The organism is Streptomyces chryseus, assembly GCF_014650755.1.
In the GTDB taxonomy this organism is placed as follows: Bacteria; Actinomycetota; Actinomycetes; order Streptomycetales; family Streptomycetaceae; genus Streptomyces; species Streptomyces chryseus.
On record NZ_BMVO01000002.1, the window covers coordinates 431,985 to 458,369 of the forward strand.

Sequence of the window (26,385 nt, forward strand, 5' to 3'; positions counted from 1 at the left end):
GTGCTGTGAGGACGACGGAGTCCACGACCGGCGGACTGGCCGACGACCGCCCGTTGCTGGGCCGCACCAGCACGGCGGAGCGCGTCGCGGACATCCTCCGCACCCGGATCGCCGAGGGGTACTTCCCGCCGGGGGAGCGCCTCTCGGAGGACGCCATCGGCAAGGCGCTCGGCGTCTCCCGCAACACCCTGCGCGAGGCCTTCCGGCTGCTGACCCACGAACGGCTCCTCGTTCATCAGCTCAACCGGGGTGTATTCGTCAGAATCCTGGCCATCGAGGATGTAGAGGACATTTACCGGACCAGGTGTCTGGTCGAGTGCGCCGTCGTCCGCGGCCTCGGCGCGCCGCCCTTCCCTCTCGGCGGCCTGGACAAAGCCGTCGCCGACGGTGAGCGGGCGGCCGGCAGGCAGGAGTGGGCGGGGGTGTCGACCGCCAACATCCACTTCCACCGCGAGCTCGTCGCCCTCGCCGCCAGCCCCCGCACCGACGAACTGATGCGCGGCGTCCTGGCCGAACTGCGTCTCGCCTTCCACGTGGTGGCCGATCCCCGTCGGCTGCACGAGCCGTATCTCGTACGAAACCGCCAGATTCTGGAACATCTGCGCGCGGGCGACGGCGCGGGGGCCGAACGGCTGCTCGCCGGCTACCTCGACGACTCCCGCAGCCAGCTCGTCGAGGTCTACGCACGGCACATCGAGGCCGCGACACGGGGTACTTGAGGGGCCCTGGGCGCCGCTGATCCGGTCCCGCGCGACGGGTCGCTTCTGCGCCGTTTCGACCGTTGTCGGTGCGAGGACCTAATCTGTGCCACGTGACTTCGCCAGCATCGACGGAATTCGTTCCGCCCCAGCTCAGCGCGGGGCCGCGGCCCGCGCAGGGCCCGGCCGCCGACGAGGGGCTCGCGCGGCGGCTCCGCGCGCTCGCCTGCACGGCGCCGCTGCACGATCTCGACGTACGCAAGGCGAATCTCGCGGGCGAGTACTCGGTCTACGCGATGGCCGAGGTCGCACTCGCCGCGATCGACCTCGTCACGCTCAACATGGACTTCGACACCGGCGCGGACCACGAGCAGATAGTGGCCAGGCTGCTCCCGCGCGTCGCCGCCCAGGCCCCGCACCGTCCACTCGCCGAGCACGAGCGCGTCGCCCGCTGGGTCCTGGAGAACCTGATCAACGTCGGGAGCGTGGACCGCGGCTTTCGCGCGGTGTACGGCACTTTCGGCCCGGACGGTGCCTATGTCCGCAGGGACTACGACTTCAAGCTCATCGAGGAGGTCCCCGGGTACGGCGGCGGCGTCTACCTGCGCACCACCGACGAAGCGGTCAACGTGCTCGTCGGCGCCCTCGACACGGACGTCACCAGCGCCCAGATCGCCGCCGAGGTCAAGCTCGAGGTCCTGATCAGCCGGGGCCGGCTCGCCGACGCCCAGCTCGCCGCCGAGCAGGCCCGCTACCGGACCGTGCAGTACGCCGAGACGCTCCGCAGGACCCTGGAGGCGACCCGGCGCAACGTACGCGCCGTCGACTGGCTCAACGCGGTGCCCGACATGATCGCCGAGGCGCTCGACCACGTCGCCGACCGCTACCGGCACGAGAACGCGATCCTCACCAACATCCGCAAGGCGCGGGACGAGGCCGAGGAGCCCGAGAACAAGCGGCGCGCGGCCGAGCTCGTCGACATCGTCAAGGACTGCATCCGCAGGCACACGCAGCTCCAGTCGCGCCTGCTGGACGCCGGACCGCTGTTCCGCGCCGAGCAGGACCGCCAGGCCTTCGCCACCCCCACGGCGGGAGCCGGACTCGATCTCTACGGCCAGCTCCTCGCCCCGCTGCTGCCGCTGCCCGTCGAGCAGGCCATCCGGGTCACCGACGCCTTCTTCGCGCACGGCACCGGCCTGCGCACCCCCGTGTCCGTACGGGTCGGGGACCTGGTCGACATACTGCTGACGCCGCCGGTGGAGCGCGAACACCTCGGCGCCGAAATGCCCGAGCCGGACCTGATCGCCACCCCCGACGACAGCCGCTTCAGCGAGGAGCAGCTGGCGCGCGCGATGGAACTGCTCGACCTGCCGCACGACGCGCCGCGCCGGCTGTCCGGACTGCTCGCCGAAGCCAGGCGCGGCGACCCCGATCTGCCGTACCTCGTCGCGCTGCTCGCCGTCCACGCGGCGAGCCCGCCGGTCGGCACCGCCTACCGGCAGGGCGAGAAGCGGCTCCTGTTCGCCGTGGACGACGGCACGCAGCTCGACGACCCGGAGTTCGGCGGCGCCGACCTGATAGTGGGCACGGCGCTGCTGGACGCGGCCGGCATGGCGGCGGACCGGACGGAGGCGGCATGACCACACGACAAGCAGCGGGCGGGCCGCGCTCCGAACGCGCCGCGGCGCACCTGCGGGCCCGGGGCAGCGCCCGTCGCGCCGGCGCCGGAGCGTTCTGCGCGCCGGACCCGGGGCGCGTCGTCCCACCCGTACCGAGAACTGAGAACTTCCGCACCGAGGAGCACCAGTCGTGAGCGACCACCGCGCAGAGCACGCCGACGCGTGGAGCGAGCGGGCGGTCGCCGGCGCGCCCGACACTCCGGACCCCGGCTCGGCGGCTGTGACCGGCGAGGCGACCGCGGCGGCCCCCTCCGCCGCCGGGCACGGCGCCGTGACGCCCGCCGACGCGGCCGACGCCGCCCGGCTCGTGTCCTTCGGCCTCCAGCCCAAGCTGCTCCCCGCCCGCGACATGGAGTACGCCGACCTCCTGCGCCGCTACCGCGAGGAGCCCGCCTTCGCCCGGCTCGCCGACGCCGTGGCGACCGGGCTCGGGCTCGTCGTCCTCGAAGTCTCCCCGCGCGCCGGCATGGCGGTCTGCGCGGCGGAGGACTCGGTCTTCGCCGTACGCATGGGCGACTACGCGCGGCGCGCCTCGGCCGACTCCGCCGACCGGTTCCTGCACGGCCTCGCCCACCTCGCCGTCGCCGCGCTGGCCTTCCCCCGCCCCGAGGACCTCGCCGACGACGGGTACATCGGCCGCATAACAGTCAACGGCGTCGACGCCTTCGTACGACAGGCCTGCCGCCGCCTGGAGGAGCGCGCCGACGAGCAGGGCGAGAACACCGACCCGGCCACCGAGGCCCCGGGCCTCGAAGCCGCCTGGCGGATCTACGCGCGCCGCAGTGCGACCGGAGCCACCAAGGACGCGCGCCGGCTGGCCGGTTCCACCACGGGCATCGTCGGCAAGGCCGTCGCCTTCCTCAGCGAATCGGGCTTCCTGCACCGCACGGGCGACGACGCCGGAGGGGCCTACCGCACCACCGCCCGTTACCAGTTGCAGGTGCGCGACATGGCGGGCAGCGCCGCCATGGCCGAACTGCTGGAACTGGGCGTGGTCCCGGTCACCGACGGCAGCGCGACGCTGGTGCCGCCGTCGGACGCCGACGACCTCGAACTGACCGCCGAGGCCGGCCTGCCCTTCCACGCCTGACCGGCCGACCGGCCTTCGCACCCCCGCCGCTTCACGACTTACGACGAGAGTCCGCCGCCATGTACGAGTTGTCCCGGGTCCGCCTCTACTCCATCGGGCCCGCCGGTGCGCGCTACGCCGACACCGTGCTTGACCTGCGCGGAGTCGGCGAGCCCGTGCCCAACCCCGCGCCCACCCAGGCGGAGTTCTTCCAGGACGAGCCGGTCGGACCGCCGCGCCGCCCCGCGCCCGCCGGCGTGCTCTTCCTGGAGAACGGCGGCGGCAAGTCCGTCCTGCTCAAGCTGATCTTCTCGGTGATGCTGCCGGGCCACCGCAACACGCTCGGCGGCGCGAGTTCCGGCGTACTGCGCAAGTTCCTGCTCGCCGACGACTGCGGACACGTCGCGCTGGAATGGCAGCACACGCTCACCGGTGAGTGCGTCGTCGTCGGAAAGGTGAGCGAGTGGCGCGGGCGCCAGGTGTCCAACGACCCGCGGAAGTTCGCCGAGGCCTGGTACTCCTTCCGGCCCGGCCCCGGGCTCAGCCTCGACTCGCTGCCGGTCGCCGAGTCCACCGCCGTCCGCCCGTACGGCGAAGGCGTTTCCGGGGCGCAGGGCCGCCGCCGCACCATGAAGGGCTTCCGGGACGCCATCACCGAGGCGGGCAAGGCCTATCCGCACCTCGACATCCACTGGGAGGAGATCCACGACCGCTGGAACGAGCACCTCGGCAACCTCGGACTCGACCCGGAACTCTTCCGCTACCAGCGGGAGATGAACGCCGACGAGGGCGAGGCGGCCGGACTCTTCGCGGTCAAGAAGGACTCCGACTTCACCGACCTGCTGCTGCGCGCCGTGACCGACACCAGGGACACCGACGGTCTCGCCGACCTCGTCCACGGCTTCGGCAACAAACTCGGCCGCCGGGCCGAGCTCACCGCAGAGCGCGACTTCACCGCAGGCTCCGTCGACCTGCTCGGCCGCATCGTCGACGCCGCCGAGACCCGCGTGCGGGCCCGCGACGTCCACGCGGGGGCCGAGCGCAGGACCCGTACGCTCGCCCGCCGGCTCTCCGCCCGCGCCGGCGAGGAGCGCGGCCGCACCGCCGAGCTCGCCCAGCAGGTCACCGCCACCGCGCACACCGTCACCGAGGCGGAGCAGGCGCGCAGCCGCAGCTCCCTCATCGCCAGCGAACTCGCCTACCGGCACGCCTCGCTCGCCCTCACCGCCGCCGAGAAGGCGGCGGCGTCACAGCGCCGTGAGCTCGCCGACGCCCGCACCCTGCACGCCGCCTGGCAGGCCGCCGAGGCCGTACTGCGCCACCGCGCGGCAGCGGACCGCGCCGCCCGGGTGGCCGTCGCCATCCGCGAGGCCGAGCGGGACGCCGCCCCGGCGCTGGCCGCCCGCGCCACCGCCGCGGGCGAGCTCGTACGGGCGCTGCACGCGGCGGCCGAGGACGGCGAGCGCGTCGCCGCCGAGGAGGAGGAGCGCTCGGCAGCCCTCCAGGAGGCGGGCGAGACGGCGCACCGCGACGCCACCACGGCCGCGACCCAGGCACAGCGCGCCCGCAGTGAGGCGGGGCACCTGCGCCAGCGCCTCTCCGAGGTCGAACAGGAAACCGCCGAAGCGGTGAGCGCCGGCTGGCTCGACGACACGGCCCCCGACGCCGACCCGGCGCGCGCGGCGCTCGCGGCGACCGACGCGGAGAAGACGGCGGTCGCCGCCTGGGAAGCGGCGCGCGAGGCCGCGCGGGCGACGGCCGACCGCGCGAAGGAGGCCGCCGGCGTGGAAGCGCGGGCCGAACTCGCGGCGGCCCGCGCGGCAGACGCGGCGCAGGGCGCGGAACACGCGTACGAGGCGGAGCGCCGGGCGGCGCAAGCGCTGGCCGCCGAGGACCGCCTGGCCGAACTGCTCAGCCTGCCCTCGGCTCCGGCGGCCGCGGCGTCCGTGCCGCAGCCCCGCCGAGGCGTGGCCGCCCCGGACGGCGCGCGCGCCGTCGGCGCAGACGGCCGCCCTCCGCGCCAGGATGCGCGGGCCGACGCCGGGGAGGACCGGCCGGCCGACGCGTCCGGGGCCGCGAGCGACGCCGACGGCCAGGGCGCGGACGCACGCCCCGGCACGGGCGATGCGGGCCACCCCGCCGCCGAGCAGGCCGACGCCGCGGACCAGGCGGCCACCGCCGCCCGCACCGACGCCTTCGGCCGGTCCACCGCGCCCGCGCCCCGCCGCACGACTCGGCGCACAGCCGAAGGACCGCTCACCACGGAGGAGCTGGACCGCAACGCGGAGGACCTCCTCGTCCTCCTCGACCAGGGCATCACGTCCGCCGAGCGGCAGCTCTTCGAGCTGCGCACCGCTGCCGCCGACGACGCCCGCATCCTCGGCGCGCTCGGCGACGGAGGGCTGCTGCCCCCCGGCCCGGACGTCCTGGCCACCGTCGAGTTCCTCGGCGAACACGGCATCCCCGCCCTCCCGGGCTGGCGTTACCTCGCGCAGAGCGTCGACCCGGCCGACCACGCAGCCGTCCTCGCCGCCCGGCCCGAACTGGTCGACGGCGTCGTCATCACCGACCCCGACGCGCACGTACGGGCCCGCGAAGCCCTCGCCGGGGCGGCGCTGCTGCCCCGCTCCGCCGTCGCCGTCGGCACCGCCGCCGCGCTGCTCGCGCCCGTACCGTCGCCGCACGACGCCCCGTCCGGCCGGGCCGACGTCTTCCTCGTACCGCCGAACCCCGCCATGCACGACGAACACGCGGCCGACGAGGAACGGCAGGCGCTGCGCGCCAGGGCGACCGCCCGCGACGAGGAGATCCGCAGGCTCGCCGCCCGCCTGGCCGGCGACCGCACACTCGCCGCCCGGCTCGGTTCCTGGCGCGCCGACTGCCCGCCCGGGATGCTCGCCGAACTGGCGCGGACGGCCCGGCAGGCGGGCGAGGCGGCCGAGGCCGCCGAAGCCGTGCTCGCCGAAGCCCGTACGGCCCGCGCCGAGGCCGACGAGGCCGCCGCCGACGCCGCCCGCGTGAGGGACGAGCGCCAGGACGCGGCCCAGCGCGCCCGACGCGTCGCCGACGCCCTCGCGGGCCTCGCCCACCGGCTGCGCGAGCGCGCCGGCTGGCTGGTCAGGGTACGAGAACTGACCGAGGAGGCAGCGGAGTCGGAGGCCCGGGCCACGGTCTGCCTCGAACGCGCCAAGGCGGCCGACGAGGACCGCCGCGCCGCCCAGCGCGCCGCCGACGACGCCCACAGGACGGCGCGCACCCTGCGCGCCGAGCGGGCCGAGATCGCGGGCGTGCCCGAGACGCTGCCGGAGCCGGCCCCCGGCGCACCGCGCGTCGCGCTGCCCGCGCTGCGCGAGGCGTACCGCGCCGCCTCCCAGCTGTACGAGAAGGTCGGCGTCGGCGCCGACCTGCGCGCCGAGCAGGCCAGGGCGGAGAGCGACGAGAGCGCCGCCCTCGCCGAGCTCAACCGGCTGAGCAACAAGGTGCGCACCAGGGCCGCCCTCATGCTCGAAGGCACGGACGGCGCCGACGGCCCGTCCCGCCAGGCCGCGGTCGCCCGCGCCGAATCGCTCGTGCAGATGCTGGAGTCGCGGGCGTCCGCGGCCAGTGAGCAGCTCGGCAGGCTGCGTGGCGAGGCCGAGCGCCTCGCCCCCGAGGACGGCGCCGCGCACACCGAGCTGCCCGAGGACCTCGTGCCCCGCGACGCGGAGCACGCGCAGACGCTCCTGCGCACCGCCACGGCCGAACTCGCCGCCCGCACCGACGCGCTGGACTCCGCCCGCACCGCCCACGCCGAGCTGCTGCGGGCGCACCGGGCGGCCGAGGACGCGGCGGGCGGCTTCGACGAGACGGCCGCGCTGCTGCGCGACCTGCTCAGGGACCACCATCCGGAGGACGAGGCGACGGAGGACCCCGATCCGTATCCGGGCAGCCTGGAGGAGGCGCGCCAGTCGGCCGCCGACTCCCGCCGTTCGCTGCGCGGGTGCGCGGCCGACCTCTCCGCGGCCGAGACCGCGGTGCGCGAGGCGAGCGACGTGCTCGTACGGCATGCCAACTCGACGCGGTACGAGCAGGTACGCACCCCGGCGCGCCAGCAGATCCGCGAGCTGCCCGCCGCCTCGCTGCCCGAGCACGCGGCGGCCTGGGCGGCGGCGTTCGAGCCCCGGCTGCGGGTACTGACCGACGAGCTGGCGCAGCTGGAACGCAACCGCGACAGCATCGTCGACCGGCTCCGGGGCCTCGTGGAGTCGGCCCTGGCGACGCTCCGTTCGGCGCAGCGGCTCTCGCAGCTGCCCGAGGGGCTGGGGGAGTGGTCCGGGCAGGAGTTCCTGCGGATCCGCTTCGAGGAGCCGGACCAGGCGACGCTCGTCGAGCGGCTCGGCGAGGTCATCGACGAGGCGACCAGCGCCGCCGTCAAGAAGAACTCCGACCTGCGCAGAGACGGGATGTCCCTGCTGCTGCGGGGTGTTCAGGCCGCCCTTCAGCCGAAGGGGATCTCGGTCGAGATCCTCAAGCCGGACGCGGTACTGCGCGCCGAGCGGGTGCCGGTCGGGCAGATGGGCGACGTCTTCTCCGGCGGGCAGCTGCTCACGGCGGCGATCGCTCTGTACTGCACCATGGCCGCGCTGCGCAGCAACGACCGGGGCCGTGACAAGCACCGGCACGCGGGCACGCTCTTCCTCGACAACCCCATCGGACGCGCCAACGCGACGTACCTGCTGGAGCTCCAGCGGGCGGTGTCCGACGCGCTCGGTGTGCAGCTGCTGTACACGACCGGGCTGTTCGACACGACCGCGCTGGCCGAGTTCCCGCTGGTCATCCGGCTGCGCAACGACGCCGACCTCCGGGCGGGGCTGAAGTACATCAGCGTGGAGGAGCACCTGCGGCCGGGGCTGCCCCAGCAGGACCCCGAGGGCGAGACGGTGCACGGCGAGATCACGGCGACGCGGATCTTCAAGCGCACACCGGCACCGGCCGAGTAGGTATCCGCGGACCGGCCGGCTGCGCGAGGCACCCGGCCGGCCCGGGCACCCGGCCCGTCGGGACGTGGCCGTTCGCGGCGCGGGGCCTCAGGCCTGGGAGAGCCTGCGCGTGCTCCTGCGGCTCCGTTCCTCCCGTTGCCGCGTACGCGCCGTCCTGCGGGCGACCCGGCGTGCCTTCCGCCGCTCGCGGCGCAGTTGGCGCGCTGTACTGCTCGGAACGGACACGACGCCGTTGCGCTGGTTCCACACCTGGCGCGTGACCCACACGTCCAGCACGCCCCAGGTGGCCACCACCGTGCTGCCCACACTGCTCAGCACCATCGGGAAGGCCAGCCAGGACCCGGCCAGTGTGCACAGGTAGGCGACCATCGCCTGCATCAGCGTCAGCGACGTGATGATGACCGCGCGGACGGCGGCGGTACGCACCGGGTCGGGCAGCCGCGGCCGCACCGCGGGCTCGTCGACCCACAACTGCCGCTGCGCACCCGGCGCCTCCCCGGCCCGGGAATCCCCGGCGACCTCCATCCCGGCCTCGGCCTTGCCCGCGATCGTCACGGGCGCTGCGGACAACGCCTTGGGGCGCTCTTCCGTGTCCATCGAACCTTCACTCCCCACCGCCGCCTGGCATGCCCCTCAACTCGGGCACGGAACTTCCGCCTTCACGAGTGGCTGCCCGCCTTGCGCCCTTTTACGCTGTCCCCCGCGGTGCGAATGCGACGCGTACGGCCTCATCCGGTCCGCTTCCCCCGTACACCAGGACGAACGGGCCGCCGTGAAGATTCCCGCGGAACGGGCAATTCCAGCCATCCGCCTCCATCGGGCCGCAGGCGTGTGAACAGGTGTCCCTTGCCGCAGTGGTGCCCGCCAACTCCCGGAATGGCATGACAACTCATGATCAACGCCCCATGGTGCGGCCGAAAATCGTCCGGACGTGCCTTCGAGTTGTGCGAGTGGCAGTAGTAGGCTCACGCCGTTTGTTGACGGAACACCACCTCCGCCCGACGGAGGTCGAGCTGGGGGAGGCCATGCGCTTTCGCGGGAAGTCCATCCGCCGGAAGATCGTGGCGTTGCTGTTGGTGCCGCTCGTGTCCCTCACCTCGCTGTGGGGCTTCGCCACCGTGATCACCGGCCGCGAGGCCAACCAGCTGCTGGACGTCGCCCACATCGTGGAGCAGGTGGGCTATTCCATCGAGGACACGGTCGAAGTCATACAGCGGGAGCGCCGGCAGACACTGATCTACCTGGCGGACCCCCGCGCCTCCGACGCCCTCGCCGCTCTCCGCCGCGAACGCGTCGCCACCGACGAAGCCGTCGAGAAGATCGCGGCCCGCGCCGAGGATCCCGGCGTACGCGACGACCTGCGCCCCCAGGCGGCGAAGCGTCTGGCCTCTCTCCTCGAGGCGTTCGAAGGCATCGCGACGCTGCGCGGCTCCGTCGAGAGCAGCAATGTGACCCGGCGCCAGGCCCTCGACCGCTACAACCGCCTCATCGACCCCTGCTACTCCTTCCTCACCACCCTCCACGCCCTCGAAGACGTGGAGATGGACAAACAGGGACGCGCCCTCGTCGGCGTCACCCGCGCCCGCGAAATGCTCTCCCGCGAGGACGCGCTCGTCATGTCCGGCCTCGTCGCCGGCCAGTTCGACGCACCCGAACTCCGCGAGATCGCTTCCCTCGCCGCGAACCGCGAGCTGCTGTACGACGTCAACCTCGAAATCCTGCCCGCCGCCGAGCGCGAGGCCTTCGCGGGTTACTGGGACAGCCCCGCCACCGAGCCCCTGCGCACCGCCGAGGAACGCCTCATCACCGCCGGCGCCACCACGGATCCCCGCGCCGTCACCGCCAAGAGCTGGAACGAGGCCGCGACCGGCGTGCTCGACCACCTCGCCCGCGAGGGCAAGGAGGCGGGGGACCGCTACCAGGAAGCCGTCGAGCCCGTCGCCGTCGGTGTCCTCGTCAAGGCGGGAGCCGCCGGCGTACTGGGCTTCCTCGCCCTGGTCGTCTCGCTCTTCCTGTCCGTGCGGATCGGCCGCTCCCTCATCCGCGACCTCTCGCGACTCCGCAAGGAGGCCCACGAGATCTCCGGCGTCCGGCTGCCCAGCGTCATGCGCAGGCTCGCCGCCGGCGAGGACGTCGACGTCGAGACCGAGGCCCCCCGCCTGGAGTTCGACAAGAACGAGATCGGCCAGGTCGGCCAGGCCCTGAGCACGCTGCAGCGCGCAGCCGTCGAATCGGCCGTCAAGCAGGCCGACATGCGCCGCGGCGTCTCCGAGGTCTTCGTCAACCTGGCCCGCCGCAACCAGGTGCTCCTGCACCGCCAGCTGACGCTCCTCGACACCATGGAACGCCGTACCGAGGACACCGAAGAACTCGCCGACCTGTTCCGCCTCGACCACATGACCACGCGCATGCGCCGCCACGCGGAGGGCCTGGTCATCCTCTCGGGAGCCGCCCCGTCCCGGCAGTGGCGCAAGCCTGTCCAGCTCATGGACGTCGTACGGGCCGCCGTCGCCGAGGTCGAGGACTACGAGCGCATCGAGGTACGCCGCCTGCCGCGCATCGGCGTCGGCGGCCCCGCGGTCGCCGACCTGACCCACCTGATCGCCGAACTGCTGGAGAACGCCACGGTGTTCTCACCCCCGCACACCGGCGTGCAGGTCCTCGGCGAGCGGGTCGCCAACGGCTTCACCCTCGAAATCCACGACCGCGGCCTCGGCATGACGCCCGAAGCCCTCCTCGACGCGAATCTCCGGCTCGCCGAGACGCCCGAGTTCGAGCTGTCGGACACCGACCGGCTCGGTCTGTTCGTCGTCAGCCGGCTCGCCCAGCGGCAGAACGTGCGCGTCTCGCTCCAGCAGTCGCCGTACGGCGGAACCACCGCCGTCGTCTTCATTCCGGCCGCCCTGCTCACGGACGCGCCCGAGACCAACGGCACCGGCTTCCGGCTCGACCGCAAGCATTCCACCGGCGAACGGGACGACGGGAAGGCAGGACCGGACGGGCATCGCAGGTCCCTGACGACGCTCTCCCGCCTGCCGGCCGAACTCGCCGCTCAGGCCGTTCTGGACGGCCCCGTCGAACTCGAACCGCCGCTGGGTGCACTGGGCCTCGAAGAGGCGTCGCTCAGCGGCGTCACGGAGATCGCGGGAGCGACCGACCTCGACGACACGGAGAGCGAGCGGGGCGGGCTGTTCCAGGCCCGCGACCGTTCCCGGGACCGGTCGCGGGGGCGTCCCGTGGAACGGTCGCGCGACCGTGCCCGGGAAGCGGCCGGCGAGCAGCACCAGCAGGCGTCGGACCACCTTCCCGGGAACGGTGAGAGCGTCCGTCCCGCCGGCCCCGTTCCGCTGCCCCGCCGCAACGCACCGACCCTCGTCGCGGACAACGGCCGCCGTGTCGGCGGCCGCGGGCACAGCCCCACCGCTCCCACGGCGCCGTCGGCGGCACGCACCGCACCCCACGCACCACCCGCCCGCGAACAGGCCCCCAGCAACGAGCCCCAGGACCACCTCACGCTGGGCGGACTGCCCCGCCGCGTCCGCCAGGCCAACCTCGCCCCGCAGCTGCGCGACACCTCCACCGCCCGCCCCGAACCCGCCGCCGACGTACCGGCCACCGCGCAGGACGCCCAGCGCGAGGCGGAGCAGGCGCGCAGCCGGATGGCTTCGCTCCAGCGCGGCTGGCAGCGCGGCCGCCGGCAGAACGCCGAGGACGAGACGGGCCCCGGCGGCACAGCTCCAGGAACCAGACCAGAGAGGGACGGTCGATGACCGCACCGAACGCCACAGCACACGACACCACCGGCCGGGGCTCGGGGGAGCTCAACTGGCTCCTCGACGAGCTCGTCGACCGCGTGGGCAGCATCCGCAAGGCCCTGGTGCTCTCCAGCGACGGGCTCCCCACCGGCACCTCCGGGGACCTCACGCGCGAGGACGGCGAGCACCTCGCCGCCGTCGCCTCCGGTTTCCACAGCCTCGCCAAGGGCGTCGGGCGTCACTTCGACGCGGGCCGCGTGCGCCAGACCGTGGTGGAACTGGACGACGCCTTCCTGTTCGTCACGGCCGCGGGCGACGGCAGCTGCCTCGCCGTGCTGTCGGACTCCGACTCCGATGTCGGACAGGTGGCGTACGAGATGACACTGATGGTCAAGCGGGTCGGCGTGCATCTGACGACCGCGCCCCGCTCCGGTCTGCCCGCCGGAGGGTGAGTGGGCTGACATGAGAGCAGCAGGCCAGCAGGGATCGCCGCACTGGTTCGACGACGACGCGGGCCCGGTGGTGCGCCCGTACGCGATGACGCGTGGCCGTACGAGCAGTGCGAGCCGGCACCGGCTCGACCTGATCGCGCTGGTCGTCCCCGAACCGGCCGCGGACGATCCCGGGCGCGACCAGACGCTCGCTCCCGAACACGTCGAGATCGTAGAACTGTGCAGTGAGACGCCGCAGTCGATCGCCGAGCTCGCGGCGGGCCTCGACCTCCCCGTGGGGGTGGTCAGAGTGCTCGTCGGCGACCTCGTGGAGGACGAGCTCGTGCATGTAACCCGACCCGTACCTCCGGCCGAGCTGCCGGACGAGAGCATCCTTCGCGAGGTAATCAATGGCCTTCGGGCGCTCTAGCCGCAAGAAGCGACTGGTCGAACCGGTGACGCTCAAGATCCTCGTCGCGGGTGGTTTCGGGGTGGGCAAGACCACCCTGGTGGGCGCGGTCAGCGAGATCAGGCCGCTGCGCACCGAGGAGGCGCTCACCGAGGCGGGCCGCCCCGTCGACGACCTCGAAGGCGTCGAGAGCAAGAACACCACCACCGTCGCCATGGACTTCGGGCGGATCACACTCCGCGAGGACCTGGTCCTGTACCTCTTCGGTACGCCCGGCCAGGACCGCTTCTGGTTCCTGTGGGACGAGCTGGCCCAGGGAGCGCTCGGCGCGGTCGTCCTGGCCGACACCCGCCGCCTGGAGGACTGCTTCGCGGGCATCGACTACTTCGAGCGCCGGGGCATCCCCTTCGCCGTCGCCGTCAACTGTTTCGAAGGCGCGGACCGCTACCCTCCGGAGACGGTACGGGCGGCCCTCGACCTCGACGAGGGCGTACCCCTTCTGCTGTGCGACGCGCGGGACCGGGAGGCCGTCAAGGCGGTGCTCATCGCGGTGGTCGAGCACGCACTGGCGCGTTCCGCGGACCGGCGCCAGACCGCGTCCACCTGAGCGGTCCGTACCCCCACCGACAGGGGTACGGACCGCGGTCACGGGTCGCGCCGCCGGCGGGCTCAGCCCTGCCCGCCCTCATCGTCCCAGCCGAAGCTCCGCTCCACGGCCTTGCGCCAGTTGCGGTACTCGCGGTCGCGCTCCGGCGCCTCCATCCGGGGCGTCCACTCGACGTCCCGCTGCCAGTGCGACTTCAGCTCGTCCAGGTCCGACCACACGCCGGTCGCCAGCCCAGCGGCGTACGCCGCGCCCAGACAGGTCGTCTCGGAGACCTTCGGCCGGATCACGGGAACGCCCAGGACGTCGGCCTGGTGCTGCATCAGCAGGTTGTTCTTCGTCATGCCGCCGTCCACCTTGAGCGTGGTGATGGCCACGCCCGAGTCCTGGTGCATCGCGTCGACGACCTCCCGCGTCTGCCAGCTGGTGGCCTCCAGGACTGCCCGCGCCAGATGGGCCTTGGTGACGTACCGGGTGAGACCGGTGATCACACCGCGCGCGTCGGAGCGCCAGTAGGGCGCGTACAGCCCGGAGAAGGCCGGCACGATGTACGCTCCGCCGTTGTCTTCGACGCTTCCCGCGAGCGTTTCGATCTCGTCCGCGCAACGGATGATCCCGAGCTGGTCCCTGAACCACTGGACCAACGCACCAGTGATCGCGATCGACCCCTCCAGACAGTAGACCGGCGCCTCGCCGCCGATCTTGTACCCCATGGTGGTGAGCAGCCCGCTCTTCGAAGGAACCGGCCGGGCACCCGTGTTGAGCAGCAGGAAGCTGCCCGTCCCGTACGTGTTCTTCGCCGTCCCCACGTCGTAACAGGCCTGCCCGAACACAGCGGCCTGCTGATCACCGAGGGCCGAGGCCACGGGCACGCCCGAGAGCTGCCCCACGGCCGTCCCGTACACCTCCGCCGACGACCTGATCTCCGGCAGCACGGCCTCGGGAACGTTCATGGCGGAGAGGATCGCCGGGTCCCACTGGAGCGTCCGCAGGTCCATCAGCATGGTGCGCCCGGCGTTCGTCACATCCGTGACGTGTACCCGCCGTCCGTGCCGCCGGTGAGGTTCCAGATCAGCCACGAGTCGATGGTCCCGAAGGCGATGTCACCCCGCTCGGCGCGGGTCCGCAGCCCGGGAACGTGGTCGAGCAGCCAGGCCGCCTTCGGACCGGAGAAGTAGCTGGCGAGCGGCAGGCCGGTCGCCTCCCTGAACCGGTCCGGGCCGTCCGCGCCGCCCAGTTCGTTGCACAGGGCGGCGGTACGCGTGTCCTGCCACACGATCGCGTTGTGCACCGGCTTGCCCGTCGCCCGGTCCCACAGCACCGTCGTCTCGCGCTGGTTGGTGATCCCCAGGGCGCTCAGCTGCCCGGCGCGCAGGCCGGCCTTCGCGAGGGCGCCCGCGACCACTGCCTGCACCTTTGACCAGATCTCGGTCGCGTCGTGCTCGACCCATCCGGGCTTCGGGAAGATCTGGCGGTGCTCACGCTGGTCCATCGCGACGATCGCGCCGCTGTGATCGAAGATGATGCAGCGGCTGGAGGTGGTTCCCTGATCGATGGCTGCTACGTACTTCTCGGCTTGCCCGGCTCGTTCCGTCATGACGTCCCCTTGTCCGAACTCGGCTGAAAGCGTCGTGCTCCATGCTCGATGCGCGTGCTCAGTTCTGCGTGTTCAGTGGTAGGCGTGCAGTGGAACGTGCGCGTGCCGCGTACTCAGAAGGCCGTGTTGTAGATCAGACCCGACAGGGCCCCGCCGATCAGCGGCCCCGCGACCGGCACCCACGCGTATCCCCAGTCGGACGTCCCCTTGTTCGGGATCGGCAGCACGGCGTGGACGAGGCGCGGTCCCAGGTCGCGCGCCGGGTTGATCGCGTACCCGGTGGGCCCGCCCAGCGAGAGACCGATGCCGACGACCAGCAGGGCCACGATCAGCACCTGGGTACCGGACTCACCGAGCCCCTGCGTCATCCCGAACGCCAGGACCGGCAGCACCAGACCCACCGTCGCGATGATCTCGGTGACGAGGTTGGCGACCGGGCTGCGGATCTCCGGAATGGTGGAGAAGATCCCCAGGGTCGGAAGCGCCGTTTCCTCGTCCCTGTTCGCCGCGAACTGCGCGTAGTACACGAGATACGCCAGTACGGCGCCGAGCATCGCCCCGGCCATCTGCCCCAGGACGTAGAGCCACACCTGGCCCCACTCACCGGTGTCGACGGCGATGCCCACGGTCACCGCCGGGTTGAGATGGCCGCCGGAGAGCGGGGCGGCGGTGTACGCCCCCGCCAGCACCGCCATGCCCCATCCGAAGGAGATGACGATCCACCCCGAGGCCTTCGCCTTCGAGTGGTTGAGCGTGACCGCGGCGCACACACCGGCGCCGAAGAGGATCAGGATGGCGGTGCCGATGACCTCACCGACGAAGACGTCCCCGTTGCTCATGGCGGCTCCTAGGCCCTCGCCCGGGGCCCGGCCCCGGTTCTGAAGTGCAGGGTGCGTGTTCCATGGCTGATGAACCGGAGGCAGGGAGTGCCGTTCCCCGCCCGGCGTCCGAGCATGCCGGGCCGGCGCGATCGCCCGTGGGGGAGGCCCCTGAACAGCGACAGGGAGGACCCGGGAGCAGACTTACGAGCGTTCCCGGGAGCCGTCGTACGGCGACGCCGACTGACAACGGGAAGTGTTCACCGGTGGTGATGGGGCGTCAAGGTCGTGGACGGCAACCGCCGTCCGAAGCCGCTGCGGCCGACGACCGCGTGCACGGGTTCTCCGCGAGCCACTTGGCGGCGGTCTCCGCGAGCTCACGGTCACGCCCCGCCAGCATCGTCCGGATCATCTGTACGTCGCCGCGCAGCGACCAGAGGGGATGCCCGAACGTGGCGGGATTGTTCTTCTCGATCAGGAAGTGCGCCGGCCAGGCTGCGCCGTACCCGATCAGAGGCAGCGCGGCGGCGTACCGCTTCCGGCCGCGCGCCAGGCCGTAGACGCTGACCGCGAGCCCTGTGAGTGTGCCCGTGAGGTGCACCCACCGGGTCGCCGCCCTGGAGTGCATCGCGACGTAGTAGGGCCAGAATTCTTCGTACGAGTCACAAGTCCGCTGCTCCATACGCGCAAGGTAATGGCTCGGCGGAGAACCGGATACCGTCGTGCCGCGTCCGTAGGGGAGACGGGACGGGCGGCCGGGACCCACGGGGGTGGCCCCGGCCGCCCGTCCCTCCTTACTGCCGTCAGAGCGCGTCAGTGCCCGGCGACCGACCGGCGGGCGACGGGGAAGTCGAAGTACGTGTCCGGGAACGGCTCCGGCTTGTACGTGAAGTGCCACCACTCCTCGGCCAGATTCGCGAAACCGAGCGCGCCGAGCACTCCTTTGAGCAGCTGCCGGTTCGCGCGCTGAACGCCCTGGACGCGAGGGTCCTCCGTGTGGGACAGGGTGTCGAAGCAGTCGTAACCAGTCCCCATGTCGACAGAACTGTCGGGAAACCGTTCCGTCTTGGGCGCGTAGCAGGGGGCGAGCGGTTCACCGGGGACGTACGGCCTCGTGGCCTTCGCGGGAAGCTTCACCAGCGTCAGATCGACCGTGCTGCCCCGACTGTGCCCCGACTTCTCCGCGATGTAACCGTCCGCGAAAAGACGCGACTTGTCGACACTCGGATAGAACTCCGCCTTCATCGCCTCGTCGTCGAGATCCTTCGCCCACCGTACGAAGTGGTCCACGGCCCGCTGCGGCCGGTAGCAGTCGTACACCTTGAGGGAGTAGCCGCGCCGCAGCAGCTTCGTCTGCGCCTCGTGCAGGGCCTTCGCCGCTGGCCTGGTCAGGATGCAGACCGGCTGGCGATAGCCGTCCACGGGCACGCCCACGAAGTTGTGCGCGGTGGTGTAGCGCATCTCCTGGATGATCGACGGATCCACGGACCGCAGGGACACGAACTCCCCGGGGGCCTTGGGTTCGGGCTTCGCCTGCGCCGTCGGGGAAGCCGCTGTGACGGCGAGCAGGGTGACGGCAGCGATGGCCAGAGCGCGCGGTGATGGGGCAAGTCGTGTCATGGGCTCTCCATCTATCAGCTCAACCACCCTGCGGGGAAGGGCGATCCGGTACAGTCCGCGCGTGTCCGCACCCACGAAGAAGCCCGCCAGGGACTCCCACTGCTCCACCTGCGGAGCGCCGTACCGGCCGGCCGCTCACTGGCCCCGCACATGCCCCTCGTGCGGCGACACGGCCTACCGCAACCCCCTGCCCGTCGCCGTCGCCCTCCAGCCCGTTCACAACGCACCGGGCGGACGGGATGCTCCCGGCGGCGGACTGGTCGTCATCACCCGCAGCATCGAGCCGCAGCTCGGCGGGACCGCGCTGCCCGGCGGATTCATCGACCAGGGCGAGGACTGGCAGGACGCGGTCGTGCGGGAACTGCACGAGGAAACCGGCATCGAGGCGGCCGCGGACGACGTACGCCTCGCCGACGCGCTGAGCTCCCCGGCCGGCCACCTGCTCCTGTTCGGACTGCTCCCCGCACGCGCCGCCGCCGACCTTCCGCCGTCCGCCCCGACCGACGAGACAACCGGCTGGCACCTTCTGCGGGCGCCCGCGGACCTGGCGTTCCCGCTGCACACGGAAGCGGTACGCCGATGGTTCGCGGGAAGCTACGGCCCCAGCGCGTGACCGTTCCCCGGTACGTCGCCCAACCCGCCCTGCCGCGCCGCCCGCGAACGACCCGCCGTGCCGCCAGTGAAGCGTCGTACCTCTGCCTCAGCGGCCCCGAACCCGCACAGGGAGCCCCACGTCTCCGCCGCCCTTGCGCTCCACCACCACCCGGCCACCGCTCAGCCGCGTCGTGAACCGCTCGATCTCCACCCGCCCCGAACCGTCCCCGGCCTCCGTGACCACCATCCCGCCCCCGGTACGCCCGGCAGCCGGCGCCCACACATCGAGCGCCGGCCCGCCGTCGTCGCCGCACACGGGAATCACGGCGCCGGCCCGCGCCAGCACGGGGATACGCGACAGCGGCGCCTCCAGCAGGACCTGGCCCTGCCCCTCGTAGGCCCTCCCGGTGGCCGTGTCGTACCACCGCCCGCGCGGCAGGCGCACCGACCTGCGGTCCGCGCCGGGCTCCAGCACGGGAGCGACCAGCAAGCAGTCCCCGAGCAGGAAGGCGTCCTCACACTCGCGCAACGCCCGGTCCCCGGGAGTGGCCCACCACACAGGGCGCGCGTAGGGCGCCCCCGTGAAGCGGGCCAGGTGGGACAGCGTCACGAAGTACGGGCGCAGCCTCTCCCGCTCGGCGAGCGCGGCCTTCACATGCCCGAGCACCTGGGGGCCGAAGTGCCACGGCGCGCCCTGCCCCGTGAGGGCGGCGTCCCGGGTGCGAAGCAGCGGCAGATGGGCGCTCATCTGGAACCAGCGCACATACAGCTCGGGTGAGGGCGTACCGCTCGACCCGCCCACGTCCGTTCCCGAGTACGGCACCCCGCACAACCCGAGACCGAGCACCAGGGAGAGCGCGGAACGCAAACCCGGCCAGCCCGCGGGCACACCCCCCGCACACGTGCCGCCGTACCTCTGCGCACCCGCCCAACCCGAATCCGAGAAGAGAAACGGCCGTTCTCGGGAACGGCCCTCCGCCCGTACGCCCTGTGCCGCCCGCACGGGCGACGCCGCACCACCGACCGAGGGAGAGGGAAGGGACACCCCCTCGTTCCCCTCGTCGGACTGGGCACGCGCGCGTGAGCCGTCGGACGACGCACTGCCCGGCTCGGCCCGCACGGCAGAAGGAACAGCAGAAACCAACCGCACCCCCGACGCCCCGAGCTCCGCAGGGAGCCCCGGCCACCCCTCACCCGCCACCTCACCCGTGTCCGCCTCCACGTGCAGCGCGGACAGCGGCACCCCCCGCTCCTCGAACCCCGCGACGACCCGCCGCGCCTCGCGCTCGCCGCCGGCCCCCCGCCGCACGTGCTGCGGCCCCAGCGCCCACGACGGCGGAAGCACCGGCGCGCCCGTGAGCGCGGTCCAGCCCCGCAGCACGCGGGCCGGTGTCCCCGCCACCACCCAGCAGCGCAAGGGGCCACCGTCCATGCGCAGCTCACTCATGCCCGGCCGGTCGTGTCCGGACCCGGCACCCTCCTCGCCCTCCCGCAGTCTCATCCGCCCCTGTGACGCGGTGTCGTGGAAGACGAGATGGGTGCCCGCGTCGGAGACGACCACGTGCACCGGCATGGCGAGGGAAAGCGGCTCGTCACCGCCCGCCGGGCCACCGTCTCGACCGGAGTTCACCAGGGGGTAGGTGCCGTTCCGCAACCGGACCCCGCAAGGGCGCCCGCCGAGACCGAAGAAGCGCGCGTCGGCCGGCACCTCGCCGCGCTGCAACCAGCGCGCGGGCCCGCCGTCGACCGGCTCCCACCAGCGCGGCGGCAGGTCCCGGCGCAGCACCGCGCCGCCCGGCGTACGGACCTCGACCGCACCGTCGCGCGACACCGCGACCGTCAGCCGTTCCGACACCACCTGCCAGCCGCCGTTCTTGTCGGGCTCCAGTTCCGCCCTGGTGTCCGGCTCGGGACACGTCCCCTCGAGCGCGTACGACGGCTCCGGACCCGCACCGTCCCACCCCCAGAACACCGCGCCCCCGGCGGCGACCATCACCCGCAGCTCGGAACGGGCGAACCGCATCACCCCACCGCCCGGCTGGGGCTCCGCCCCCGTCACCCCACCGGGCACCCGGGCGCGCGCCGCGCCCTGCCGGCGCGGCCCCCAGGCGTCCGTGCGACGCCGCCACCACGATGGGCCCGCCAAGCCCAGCCCTCGCACCGTGCCGACCAGTTTCACCGAGCGCACCAGGTCACGACCGTCCATACGGCTCACCCTGCCACCCGCCGGGACGCGCGCAGGGGGCGTTCAACTGCCGTTCACCCGTGGTGTGCGCACATGACCCGATACCTGACTGTGGGCGGCCCGCCCTGGTGCGCAGGACGATCACGTGGCATCGTCCCTGTCAGCCGCCTCGTGCGCACACCCTTCGCACGTGCGCGCGACACACGCACACACGCGTACAGCCCGGGAGTCGCCCCATGTCCTCAGCAGCGAACACCGCGCCCCTCTGGCAGCCGGACGCGGACCGCATCGCCGCCGCCGCTGTCACCCGCTTCCAGAGCTGGGCGGCCGAGCGGTACGGAGCACCCGCCGACGGCGGGTACGCGGCGCTGCACCGCTGGTCGGTCGACGAGCTCGACACCTTCTGGAAGGCCGTCGCCGACTGGTTCGACGTGCGCTTCTCCACCCCGTACGAAACAGTCCTCGCCGACCGTTCCATGCCGGGCGCGCAGTGGTTCCCGGGAGCGACCCTCAACTACGCGGAGCACGCCCTGCGAACGGCCGAAGACCCGTCCCGCGTGGACGACCCGGCCCTCCTGTATGTCGACGAGACCCACGAGCCCATCCCCGTGAGCTGGTCGCAGCTGCGCCGCCAGGTCGGCTCACTCGCCGCCGAACTGCGCGCCCTCGGCGTGCGCCCCGGAGACCGCGTCAGCGGCTATCTCCCCAACATCCCGCAGGCCGCCGTGGCCCTGCTCGCCACCGCCGCCGTCGGCGGGGTCTGGACCTCCTGCGCCCCCGACTTCGGCGCCCGCAGCGTCCTCGACCGCTTCCAGCAGGTGGAGCCCGTCGTCCTCTTCGCCGTCGACGGCTACCGCTACGGCGGCAAGGAGCACGACCGCACGGACACCGTCGCCGAACTCCGCCGCGAGCTGCCCACCCTGCGCGCCACGGTCCACGTCCCCCTGCTCTGCACCGCGGCTCCCGAAGGCGCCCTGGACTGGTCCGCCCTCACCTCGGCCGACACCGAACCCGTCTTCGAGCAGGTGCCCTTCGACCACCCCCTGTGGGTCCTCTACTCCTCCGGCACGACCGGCCTCCCGAAGGCCATCGTCCAGTCCCAGGGCGGCATCCTCCTGGAGCACTTCAAGCAGCTCGGCCTGCACTGCGACCTCGGCCCCGAGGACCGCTTCTTCTGGTTCACCTCCACCGGCTGGATGATGTGGAACTTCCTCGTCTCCGGCCTGCTCACGGGCACCACGGTCGTCCTGTACGACGGAAGCCCCGGCTATCCCGGCACGGGTGCCCAGTGGCGCGTCGCCGAACTCACCGGGGCGACCCTGTTCGGCACCTCGGCCGCGTACGTCATGGCCTGCGCCAAGGCGGACGTCCACCCCGCCCGCGACTACGACCTCTCCGCCGTCAAGTGCGTCGCCACCACCGGCTCCCCGCTCCCGCCCGACGGTTTCCGGTGGCTCCACGACGAGGTCGCGGCCGGCCTGTGGATCGCGTCCGTCAGCGGCGGCACGGACGTGTGCAGCTGCTTCGCCGGCGCGGTCCCGACGCTCCCCGTCCACATCGGCGAGCTCCAGGCAGCCTGCCTGGGCACCGACCTCCAGGCCTGGGACCCCCAAGGCAAGCCGCTGACCGGCGAGGTCGGCGAACTCGTCGTCACCAACCCCATGCCGTCCATGCCGGTCCACTTCTGGAACGACCCCGACGGCAGCCGCTACCACGACAGCTACTTCGACACCTACCCCGGCGTATGGCGGCACGGCGACTGGATCACCATCACCGGCCACGGCTCGGTGGTCATCCACGGCCGCTCCGACTCCACGCTCAACCGCCAGGGCGTCCGGATGGGCTCGGCCGACATCTACGAAGTGGTCGAGCGGCTGCCCGAGATCAAGGAATCTCTCGTCATCGGCCTCGAAGAGCCGGACGGCGGCTACTGGATGCCGCTCTTCGTCCACCTCGCCGCCGGCGCCACCCTCGACGAGGCCCTGCGCACCCGCGTCAAGCAGGCCATCCGCACCGCCCTCTCCCCGCGCCACGTGCCCGACGAGATCATCGAGGTCCCCGCGGTCCCGCACACCCTCACCGGCAAGCGCATCGAGGTCCCCGTGAAGCGACTCCTCCAGGGCACCCCGCTCGCCAAGGCGGTCAACCCCGGCTCGGTCGACAACCTGGAACTCCTCCACTTCTACGAGGCCCTGGCCCGCACCCGCCGCTGAGAAGCGGCGCCCCCTCCCTCACGGACGGTCGCATTGTCAGTGCGGTCGGTTACGGTGAGTGAGCAATGATCGACTGCGCTCAGGGGGAATCATGGCGCGCACCAAGTCCACGAAGCACCACCGGAACAGGACGATGCGGCGTACGCTACGCCGCGAAGTCCCCAGCGTCGTAGGCCTGCTGGCCGACGAGCAGGACTTCGCGGCCATGCGGGCCTACCGCAGCTTCGCCTTCGACGACCACCAGGCCTACCTCCAGGAAGTGGACGGTCTGCTACGAGCCCTCGCGGCCCAAGGCGTGCACACCACCGTCGCGCTCTTCGACCCCGAAGACTTCCTGGAGTACTGCGGCGCGACCGGAATCGACCCCGACTCGACGGAGAGCCGCACCCGCTTCACCGCGGAGATCGCCGCCTCCGGCGCCTGCGTCCCGTACGCAGGCCAGCCCGTCGACAGCATCGTGCCAGTGCTCGTCGACCAGGCGGTCCGCCAGGCGACCTGGGAATACGCGACGCTGCTTCTGGCCCGCCTCGGCGACTGCGCCGAGTGCGGCGAGGACATCGGCCGCGAGTCCTTGCGTCGGGCCCAGCGTCTCGTCACACGCCTGGTCGAACAGGCCGGCCCCGGCAGCCACCACCTCGTGTGCAGCGTCCCGGCCGAGGAGGAACAGCTCCTCGCCGTGCTCCACGCGGAGCGCACCGGAAACGAACCGGTCCAGCTGCCCGAAACCGAGGCCGCCGAGTTCGTGACGGTCCTCGCCGCCGGCATCGCCGCGGAAAGGCCCGGGGGAGTCGTCCTGCGGACCACGGCGCCCGGTGCCCCGGACCGGCTGCACGGCTGGCGACTGCAGCGCGGCCGCCTGCTCGCCCTCACCGCCGGCGAGGTCTTCAGCGCCTACTGCACCGACGCCGACACCGGAGACCCCGTGTCCCCGGAGCCCGGCGTCGAGTACTGCCCCGGCTTCGACATCGAGGAGCCCGACCCTCACCACTGAAACGCCCGAGGGGCTCCCGGCCGTCGGCCAAGAGCCCCTCGGATCGGTACGGCAACGCCGGTCACTCGCCGGACAGCACCGTCTGCGCGGCCGCCCGCGCCTCGTCGGCGGTGTCCGTGGCACGCGCCGCGGCGGCCGCCCGCTCGCACTGGGCGAGCGTGTGCTTCGCCAGCGTCGCGCGGACATAAGGAATGGCCTTCGCGCCCATCGACAGGGAGGTGACACCCAGGCCCGTCAGCACGCAGGCGAGCAGCGGATCGGCTGCGGCCTCACCACACACGCCACAGCTCTTGCCCTCGGCCTTGGCGGCGTCGGCAGAGGCCGCCACCAGGTCGAGCAGCGCCGGCTGCCACGGGTCCTGCAGCCGCGACACCGCACCGACCTGCCGGTCCGCGGCGAACGTGTACTGCGCCAGGTCGTTCGTCCCCAGCGAAAGGAACTCGACCTCCTGCAGGACCGAGCGCGCCCGCAGCGCGGCAGACGGGATCTCGACCATCGCACCGAACTTCGCCCGCAGCCCGGCGGCACGGCACGCGTCGGCGAAGGCCTTGGCATCCGTACGGTCCGCGACCATCGGCGCCATGACCTCGAGGTACACCGGCAGGCCCTCGACCGCCTTCGCGAGCGCCGTCAGCTGCGTACGCAGCACGTCCGGGTGGTCGAGCAGCGACCGCAGTCCCCGCACACCGAGCGCCGGGTTCGGCTCCTCGGCCGGCGTCAGGAAGTCGAGCGGCTTGTCCGCGCCCGCGTCCAGCACCCGCACCACCACACGGCCCTCGGGGAACGCCTCAAGAACCTTGCGGTACGCCTCGACCTGCTTCTCCTCCGACGGGGCCTGCTTGCTGTCGTCGAGGAACAGGAACTCCGTACGGAACAGACCGACACCCTCGGCGCCCGCCTCGACCGCGGCCGGCACATCGGCGGGACCGCCGATGTTGGCGAGCAGCGGCACCTTGTGACCGTCGGACGTCGCACCGGGCCCGGTAGACGCCGAGAGCGCCGCCCTGCGCGCGGCGGCGGCGGCCTCGAGCTCCGCGCGCTTCTCGGCGGTGGGCTCGACGAAGATCTCACCCGTGCTGCCGTCCACGGCGACGACCGTGCCCTCGGCCAGCTCGCCGGCGCCCGGCAGAGCGACCACGGCGGGCACACCGAGCGCCCGCGCGAGAATCGCGCTGTGGCTGGTCGGCCCGCCTTCCTCGGTCACGAAGCCCAGCACCAGCGTCGGGTCGAGCAGCGCTGTATCGGCGGGAGCGAGATCCCGCGCGATCAGCACGTACGGCTCGTCGCTGTCCGGCACACCGGGCATCGGCACGCCCAGCAGCCGCGCGACGATACGGTTCCGCACGTCGTCCAGGTCGGCGACACGCCCCGCCAGGTACTCGCCGGCGTTGGCCAGCAGCGCTCGGTAGGCGGCGAAGGCGTCGTACACCCCGCGCTCGGCCGTGCTGCCGACCGCGATGCGCCGTTCCACATCGGCCATCAGCTCGGGATCCTGCGCCATCATGGCCTGCGCCTCGAGCACGTGCTGTGCCTCGCCGCCGGCCAGGTTGCCGCGCGCAATCAGGTCGGCGGCCACAGCTTCCACGGCCTGGCGGGCGCGCCCCTGTTCGCGCCCCGCCTCTTCCGCGGGAATCTGCTTGGCCGGCGGCTCGAGAACCGCCGTGCCCATGTGCCGCACCTCGCCGATCGCCACACCGTGACTCACGCCGACGCCTCGCAGCGTTGTCTCCATCTCACCGTCTCCGATAGTTGCGACGGGGACCCTGTCCAGTCCCCCCGCGATGAATGTCGTACCCGTGGCCGCTCTTTACGGCGCCGACGTCACTCCCAGCTGAAGAGCGGCTCGCCGGCCTTCACGTCGCCGTCCTCGACGAGGTCGACGAGGGAGTCGGCGGTCGCCTCGAGCGCGACGATCGGGCACACCGGCGACTTGCCGGCCTCCTCGACGGCGGCCGGGTTCCAGCGCACGATCGCCTGGCCGCGCGTCACCGTGTCCCCCTTGTTGACGAGCAACTCGAAGCCTTCACCATTGAGCTGCACGGTGTCGATGCCCAGGTGCGTCAGAACGCCGTGCCCCTGGCCGTCGACCACGACGTACGCGTGGGGGTGCAGGGAGACGATGACTCCGTCGACGGGGGCGACAGCCTCCGACGGCTCACGCACGGGGTCGATCGCGGTGCCGGGACCGACCATCGCCCCGGAGAACACGGGGTCGGGGACTGCGGCGAGTCCGATGGCGCGTCCGGCAAGCGGGGACGTCACGCTGGTCATGAGGGGCCTCCCAGGGGTGGAGAGTTCGTGTGCCGCCGTCACTACCTGTCCAGGACGGCGTACTGTTGAGAAGGGTAAGTGACGATAAGTCCCAGTTCCGCCCGAGACGTCACGCTTGGCGGACCTAGGGGTGCACCGGCAACGGTTTGCCTCGTCTGCTGGAGCGATGTACTCTCGTAGTCCTGCCTGACACCAGCACGCACTCCGTTGTGGGTAGCGGGTCGGCAGCTTCCGACAGGTCTAAACCATATCCCTTATCTGAGCTTCCGCATGCCTGCGGAGCGCTGGTCGGGGAAGCGGAAAAGGACTGATAGAGTCGGAATCGCCGGAAAGGGAAACGCGAAAGCGAAGAACTGGAAAGCATCGAGGAAGTCGGACACGAAAGAGTCTGATAGAGTCGGGAACACGAAATGTCGAACGAAAGCCCGGAGGAAAGCCCGAGAGGGTGAGTACAAAGGAAGCGTCCGTTCCT

Annotated in this window: 19 protein-coding genes and 1 pseudogene; 12 read left to right on the forward strand and 8 right to left on the reverse strand. The window is 72.5% G+C overall.

All coding sequences use genetic code 11. The annotated features are described in order from the left end of the window. The first annotated feature begins 5 nt into the window (after positions 1-5). The 5 genes from IE185_RS06650 to IE185_RS06670 all read left to right on the forward strand — a co-directional run bounded on the left by IE185_RS06650 (position 6) and on the right by IE185_RS06670 (position 8,425). A complete protein-coding gene (locus IE185_RS06650; protein ID WP_229843366.1) occupies positions 6-719 on the forward strand; it encodes a GntR family transcriptional regulator in 714 nt (237 codons plus the stop codon). A gap of 92 nt (positions 720-811) precedes the next feature. Then, positions 812-2,338: a hypothetical protein gene (locus IE185_RS06655; RefSeq protein WP_138894982.1), complete on the forward strand. Its 1,527-nt coding sequence runs from the start codon at positions 812-814 to the stop codon at positions 2,336-2,338. Then, positions 2,335-2,511: a hypothetical protein gene (locus IE185_RS06660; RefSeq protein WP_167518920.1), complete on the forward strand. Its 177-nt coding sequence runs from the start codon at positions 2,335-2,337 to the stop codon at positions 2,509-2,511. The genes IE185_RS06655 and IE185_RS06660 overlap by 4 nt, the downstream gene beginning before the upstream one ends. 86 nt (positions 2,512-2,597) lie before the next feature. Then, a complete protein-coding gene (locus IE185_RS06665; protein ID WP_373303696.1) occupies positions 2,598-3,467 on the forward strand; it encodes a hypothetical protein in 870 nt (289 codons plus the stop codon). Between the two features lie 59 nt (positions 3,468-3,526). After that, positions 3,527-8,425 carry a hypothetical protein gene (locus IE185_RS06670; protein WP_138894984.1) on the forward strand — a complete coding sequence of 1,633 codons (4,899 nt, stop codon included), beginning with the start codon at positions 3,527-3,529 and terminating at the stop codon, positions 8,423-8,425. 87 nt (positions 8,426-8,512) lie between these two features. Here IE185_RS06670 and IE185_RS06675 read toward each other — a convergent pair whose 3' ends face one another. Continuing rightward, positions 8,513-9,022, reverse strand: coding sequence for a hypothetical protein (locus IE185_RS06675; RefSeq protein WP_373303693.1), 510 nt, complete (start codon positions 9,020-9,022; stop codon positions 8,513-8,515). Between the two features lie 428 nt (positions 9,023-9,450). Between IE185_RS06675 and IE185_RS06680 the strand changes: the two genes are divergently transcribed. The 4 genes from IE185_RS06680 to IE185_RS06695 are packed head-to-tail and all read left to right on the forward strand — an operon-like array spanning position 9,451 to position 13,627. Beyond that, the gene (locus tag IE185_RS06680) at positions 9,451-12,195 is read left to right on the forward strand and encodes a nitrate- and nitrite sensing domain-containing protein (protein WP_189714804.1); all 2,745 of its coding nucleotides are present in this window, start codon (positions 9,451-9,453) and stop codon (positions 12,193-12,195) included. Beyond that, positions 12,192-12,632: a roadblock/LC7 domain-containing protein gene (locus IE185_RS06685; protein ID WP_138898038.1), complete on the forward strand. Its 441-nt coding sequence runs from the start codon at positions 12,192-12,194 to the stop codon at positions 12,630-12,632. The genes IE185_RS06680 and IE185_RS06685 overlap by 4 nt, the downstream gene beginning before the upstream one ends. Positions 12,633-12,642: 10 nt before the next feature. Further along, positions 12,643-13,041: a DUF742 domain-containing protein gene (locus IE185_RS06690; RefSeq protein ID WP_138898037.1), complete on the forward strand. Its 399-nt coding sequence runs from the start codon at positions 12,643-12,645 to the stop codon at positions 13,039-13,041. Further along, positions 13,022-13,627 (forward strand): GTP-binding protein, encoded by a 606-nt coding sequence (locus tag IE185_RS06695; RefSeq protein ID WP_138898036.1) that lies wholly within the window; start codon positions 13,022-13,024, stop codon positions 13,625-13,627. The genes IE185_RS06690 and IE185_RS06695 overlap by 20 nt, the downstream gene beginning before the upstream one ends. A 62-nt stretch (positions 13,628-13,689) precedes the next feature. Here IE185_RS06695 and glpK read toward each other — a convergent pair. From glpK to IE185_RS06715, 4 genes and pseudogenes are all read right to left on the reverse strand, one after another. Next, a pseudogene (gene glpK, locus IE185_RS06700) lies at positions 13,690-15,221 on the reverse strand (glycerol kinase GlpK). Between the two features lie 113 nt (positions 15,222-15,334). Further along, a complete protein-coding gene (locus IE185_RS06705) occupies positions 15,335-16,060 on the reverse strand; it encodes an MIP/aquaporin family protein (RefSeq protein WP_138898035.1) in 726 nt (241 codons plus the stop codon). A gap of 259 nt (positions 16,061-16,319) precedes the next feature. Next, complete coding sequence (locus IE185_RS06710; protein ID WP_138898034.1) at positions 16,320-16,721, reverse strand: Mpo1-like protein; 402 nt, start codon at positions 16,719-16,721, stop codon at positions 16,320-16,322. Between the two features lie 131 nt (positions 16,722-16,852). After that, positions 16,853-17,659, reverse strand: a complete 807-nt coding sequence (locus IE185_RS06715; RefSeq protein WP_138898033.1) for a M15 family metallopeptidase — start codon at positions 17,657-17,659, stop codon at positions 16,853-16,855. Between IE185_RS06715 and IE185_RS06720 the strand changes: the two genes are divergently transcribed. Then, positions 17,658-18,272, forward strand: a complete 615-nt coding sequence (locus tag IE185_RS06720) for an NUDIX domain-containing protein (protein ID WP_189714786.1) — start codon at positions 17,658-17,660, stop codon at positions 18,270-18,272. The two genes, IE185_RS06715 and IE185_RS06720, sit on opposite strands and share 2 nt — an antisense overlap. Positions 18,273-18,359: 87 nt before the next feature. On the opposite strand, the gene IE185_RS06725 is transcribed toward IE185_RS06720, so the two are convergent. Further along, complete coding sequence (locus tag IE185_RS06725; protein WP_189714788.1) at positions 18,360-20,459, reverse strand: glycoside hydrolase family 31 protein; 2,100 nt, start codon at positions 20,457-20,459, stop codon at positions 18,360-18,362. 215 nt (positions 20,460-20,674) lie between these two features. Between IE185_RS06725 and IE185_RS06730 the strand changes: the two genes are divergently transcribed. Both IE185_RS06730 and IE185_RS06735 read left to right on the forward strand, forming a co-directional pair. Next, positions 20,675-22,651, forward strand: coding sequence for an acetoacetate--CoA ligase (locus tag IE185_RS06730; protein ID WP_138897900.1), 1,977 nt, complete (start codon positions 20,675-20,677; stop codon positions 22,649-22,651). A 91-nt stretch (positions 22,652-22,742) separates the two neighbouring features. After that, positions 22,743-23,642 (forward strand): DUF8829 domain-containing protein, encoded by a 900-nt coding sequence (locus tag IE185_RS06735; protein WP_138897901.1) that lies wholly within the window; start codon positions 22,743-22,745, stop codon positions 23,640-23,642. 61 nt (positions 23,643-23,703) lie between these two features. Here the strand turns inward: IE185_RS06735 and ptsP are convergent, their stop codons facing one another. Together ptsP and IE185_RS06745 are read right to left on the reverse strand one after the other, a co-directional pair. After that, the gene (ptsP, locus tag IE185_RS06740; RefSeq protein ID WP_138897902.1) at positions 23,704-25,374 is read right to left on the reverse strand and encodes a phosphoenolpyruvate--protein phosphotransferase; all 1,671 of its coding nucleotides are present in this window, start codon (positions 25,372-25,374) and stop codon (positions 23,704-23,706) included. Between the two features lie 89 nt (positions 25,375-25,463). After that, on the reverse strand, positions 25,464-25,913 hold the full coding sequence (locus IE185_RS06745; protein WP_138897903.1) for a PTS sugar transporter subunit IIA: 450 nt from the start codon (positions 25,911-25,913) through the stop codon (positions 25,464-25,466). Positions 25,914-26,385 lie beyond the last annotated feature (472 nt).

Bases quoted from the DNA above. Each gene is read 5' to 3' on its own strand.
- IE185_RS06660 (WP_167518920.1), top strand. From the start codon at position 2,335: ATGACCACACGACAAGCAGCGGGCGGGCCGCGCTCCGAACGCGCCGCG.
- IE185_RS06670 (WP_138894984.1), top strand. From the start codon at position 3,527: ATGTACGAGTTGTCCCGGGTCCGCCTCTACTCCATCGGGCCCGCCGGT.
- IE185_RS06675 (WP_373303693.1), bottom strand. From the start codon at position 9,022: ATGGACACGGAAGAGCGCCCCAAGGCGTTGTCCGCAGCGCCCGTGACG.
- IE185_RS06680 (WP_189714804.1), top strand. From the start codon at position 9,451: ATGCGCTTTCGCGGGAAGTCCATCCGCCGGAAGATCGTGGCGTTGCTG.
- IE185_RS06685 (WP_138898038.1), top strand. From the start codon at position 12,192: ATGACCGCACCGAACGCCACAGCACACGACACCACCGGCCGGGGCTCG.
- IE185_RS06690 (WP_138898037.1), top strand. From the start codon at position 12,643: ATGAGAGCAGCAGGCCAGCAGGGATCGCCGCACTGGTTCGACGACGAC.
- IE185_RS06695 (WP_138898036.1), top strand. From the start codon at position 13,022: ATGGCCTTCGGGCGCTCTAGCCGCAAGAAGCGACTGGTCGAACCGGTG.
- IE185_RS06705 (WP_138898035.1), bottom strand. From the start codon at position 16,060: ATGAGCAACGGGGACGTCTTCGTCGGTGAGGTCATCGGCACCGCCATC.
- IE185_RS06710 (WP_138898034.1), bottom strand. From the start codon at position 16,721: ATGGAGCAGCGGACTTGTGACTCGTACGAAGAATTCTGGCCCTACTAC.
- IE185_RS06720 (WP_189714786.1), top strand. From the start codon at position 17,658: ATGGGCTCTCCATCTATCAGCTCAACCACCCTGCGGGGAAGGGCGATC.
- IE185_RS06715 (WP_138898033.1), bottom strand. From the start codon at position 17,659: ATGACACGACTTGCCCCATCACCGCGCGCTCTGGCCATCGCTGCCGTC.
- IE185_RS06725 (WP_189714788.1), bottom strand. From the start codon at position 20,459: ATGGACGGTCGTGACCTGGTGCGCTCGGTGAAACTGGTCGGCACGGTG.
- IE185_RS06730 (WP_138897900.1), top strand. From the start codon at position 20,675: ATGTCCTCAGCAGCGAACACCGCGCCCCTCTGGCAGCCGGACGCGGAC.
- IE185_RS06735 (WP_138897901.1), top strand. From the start codon at position 22,743: ATGGCGCGCACCAAGTCCACGAAGCACCACCGGAACAGGACGATGCGG.
- ptsP (WP_138897902.1), bottom strand. From the start codon at position 25,374: ATGGAGACAACGCTGCGAGGCGTCGGCGTGAGTCACGGTGTGGCGATC.
- IE185_RS06745 (WP_138897903.1), bottom strand. From the start codon at position 25,913: ATGACCAGCGTGACGTCCCCGCTTGCCGGACGCGCCATCGGACTCGCC.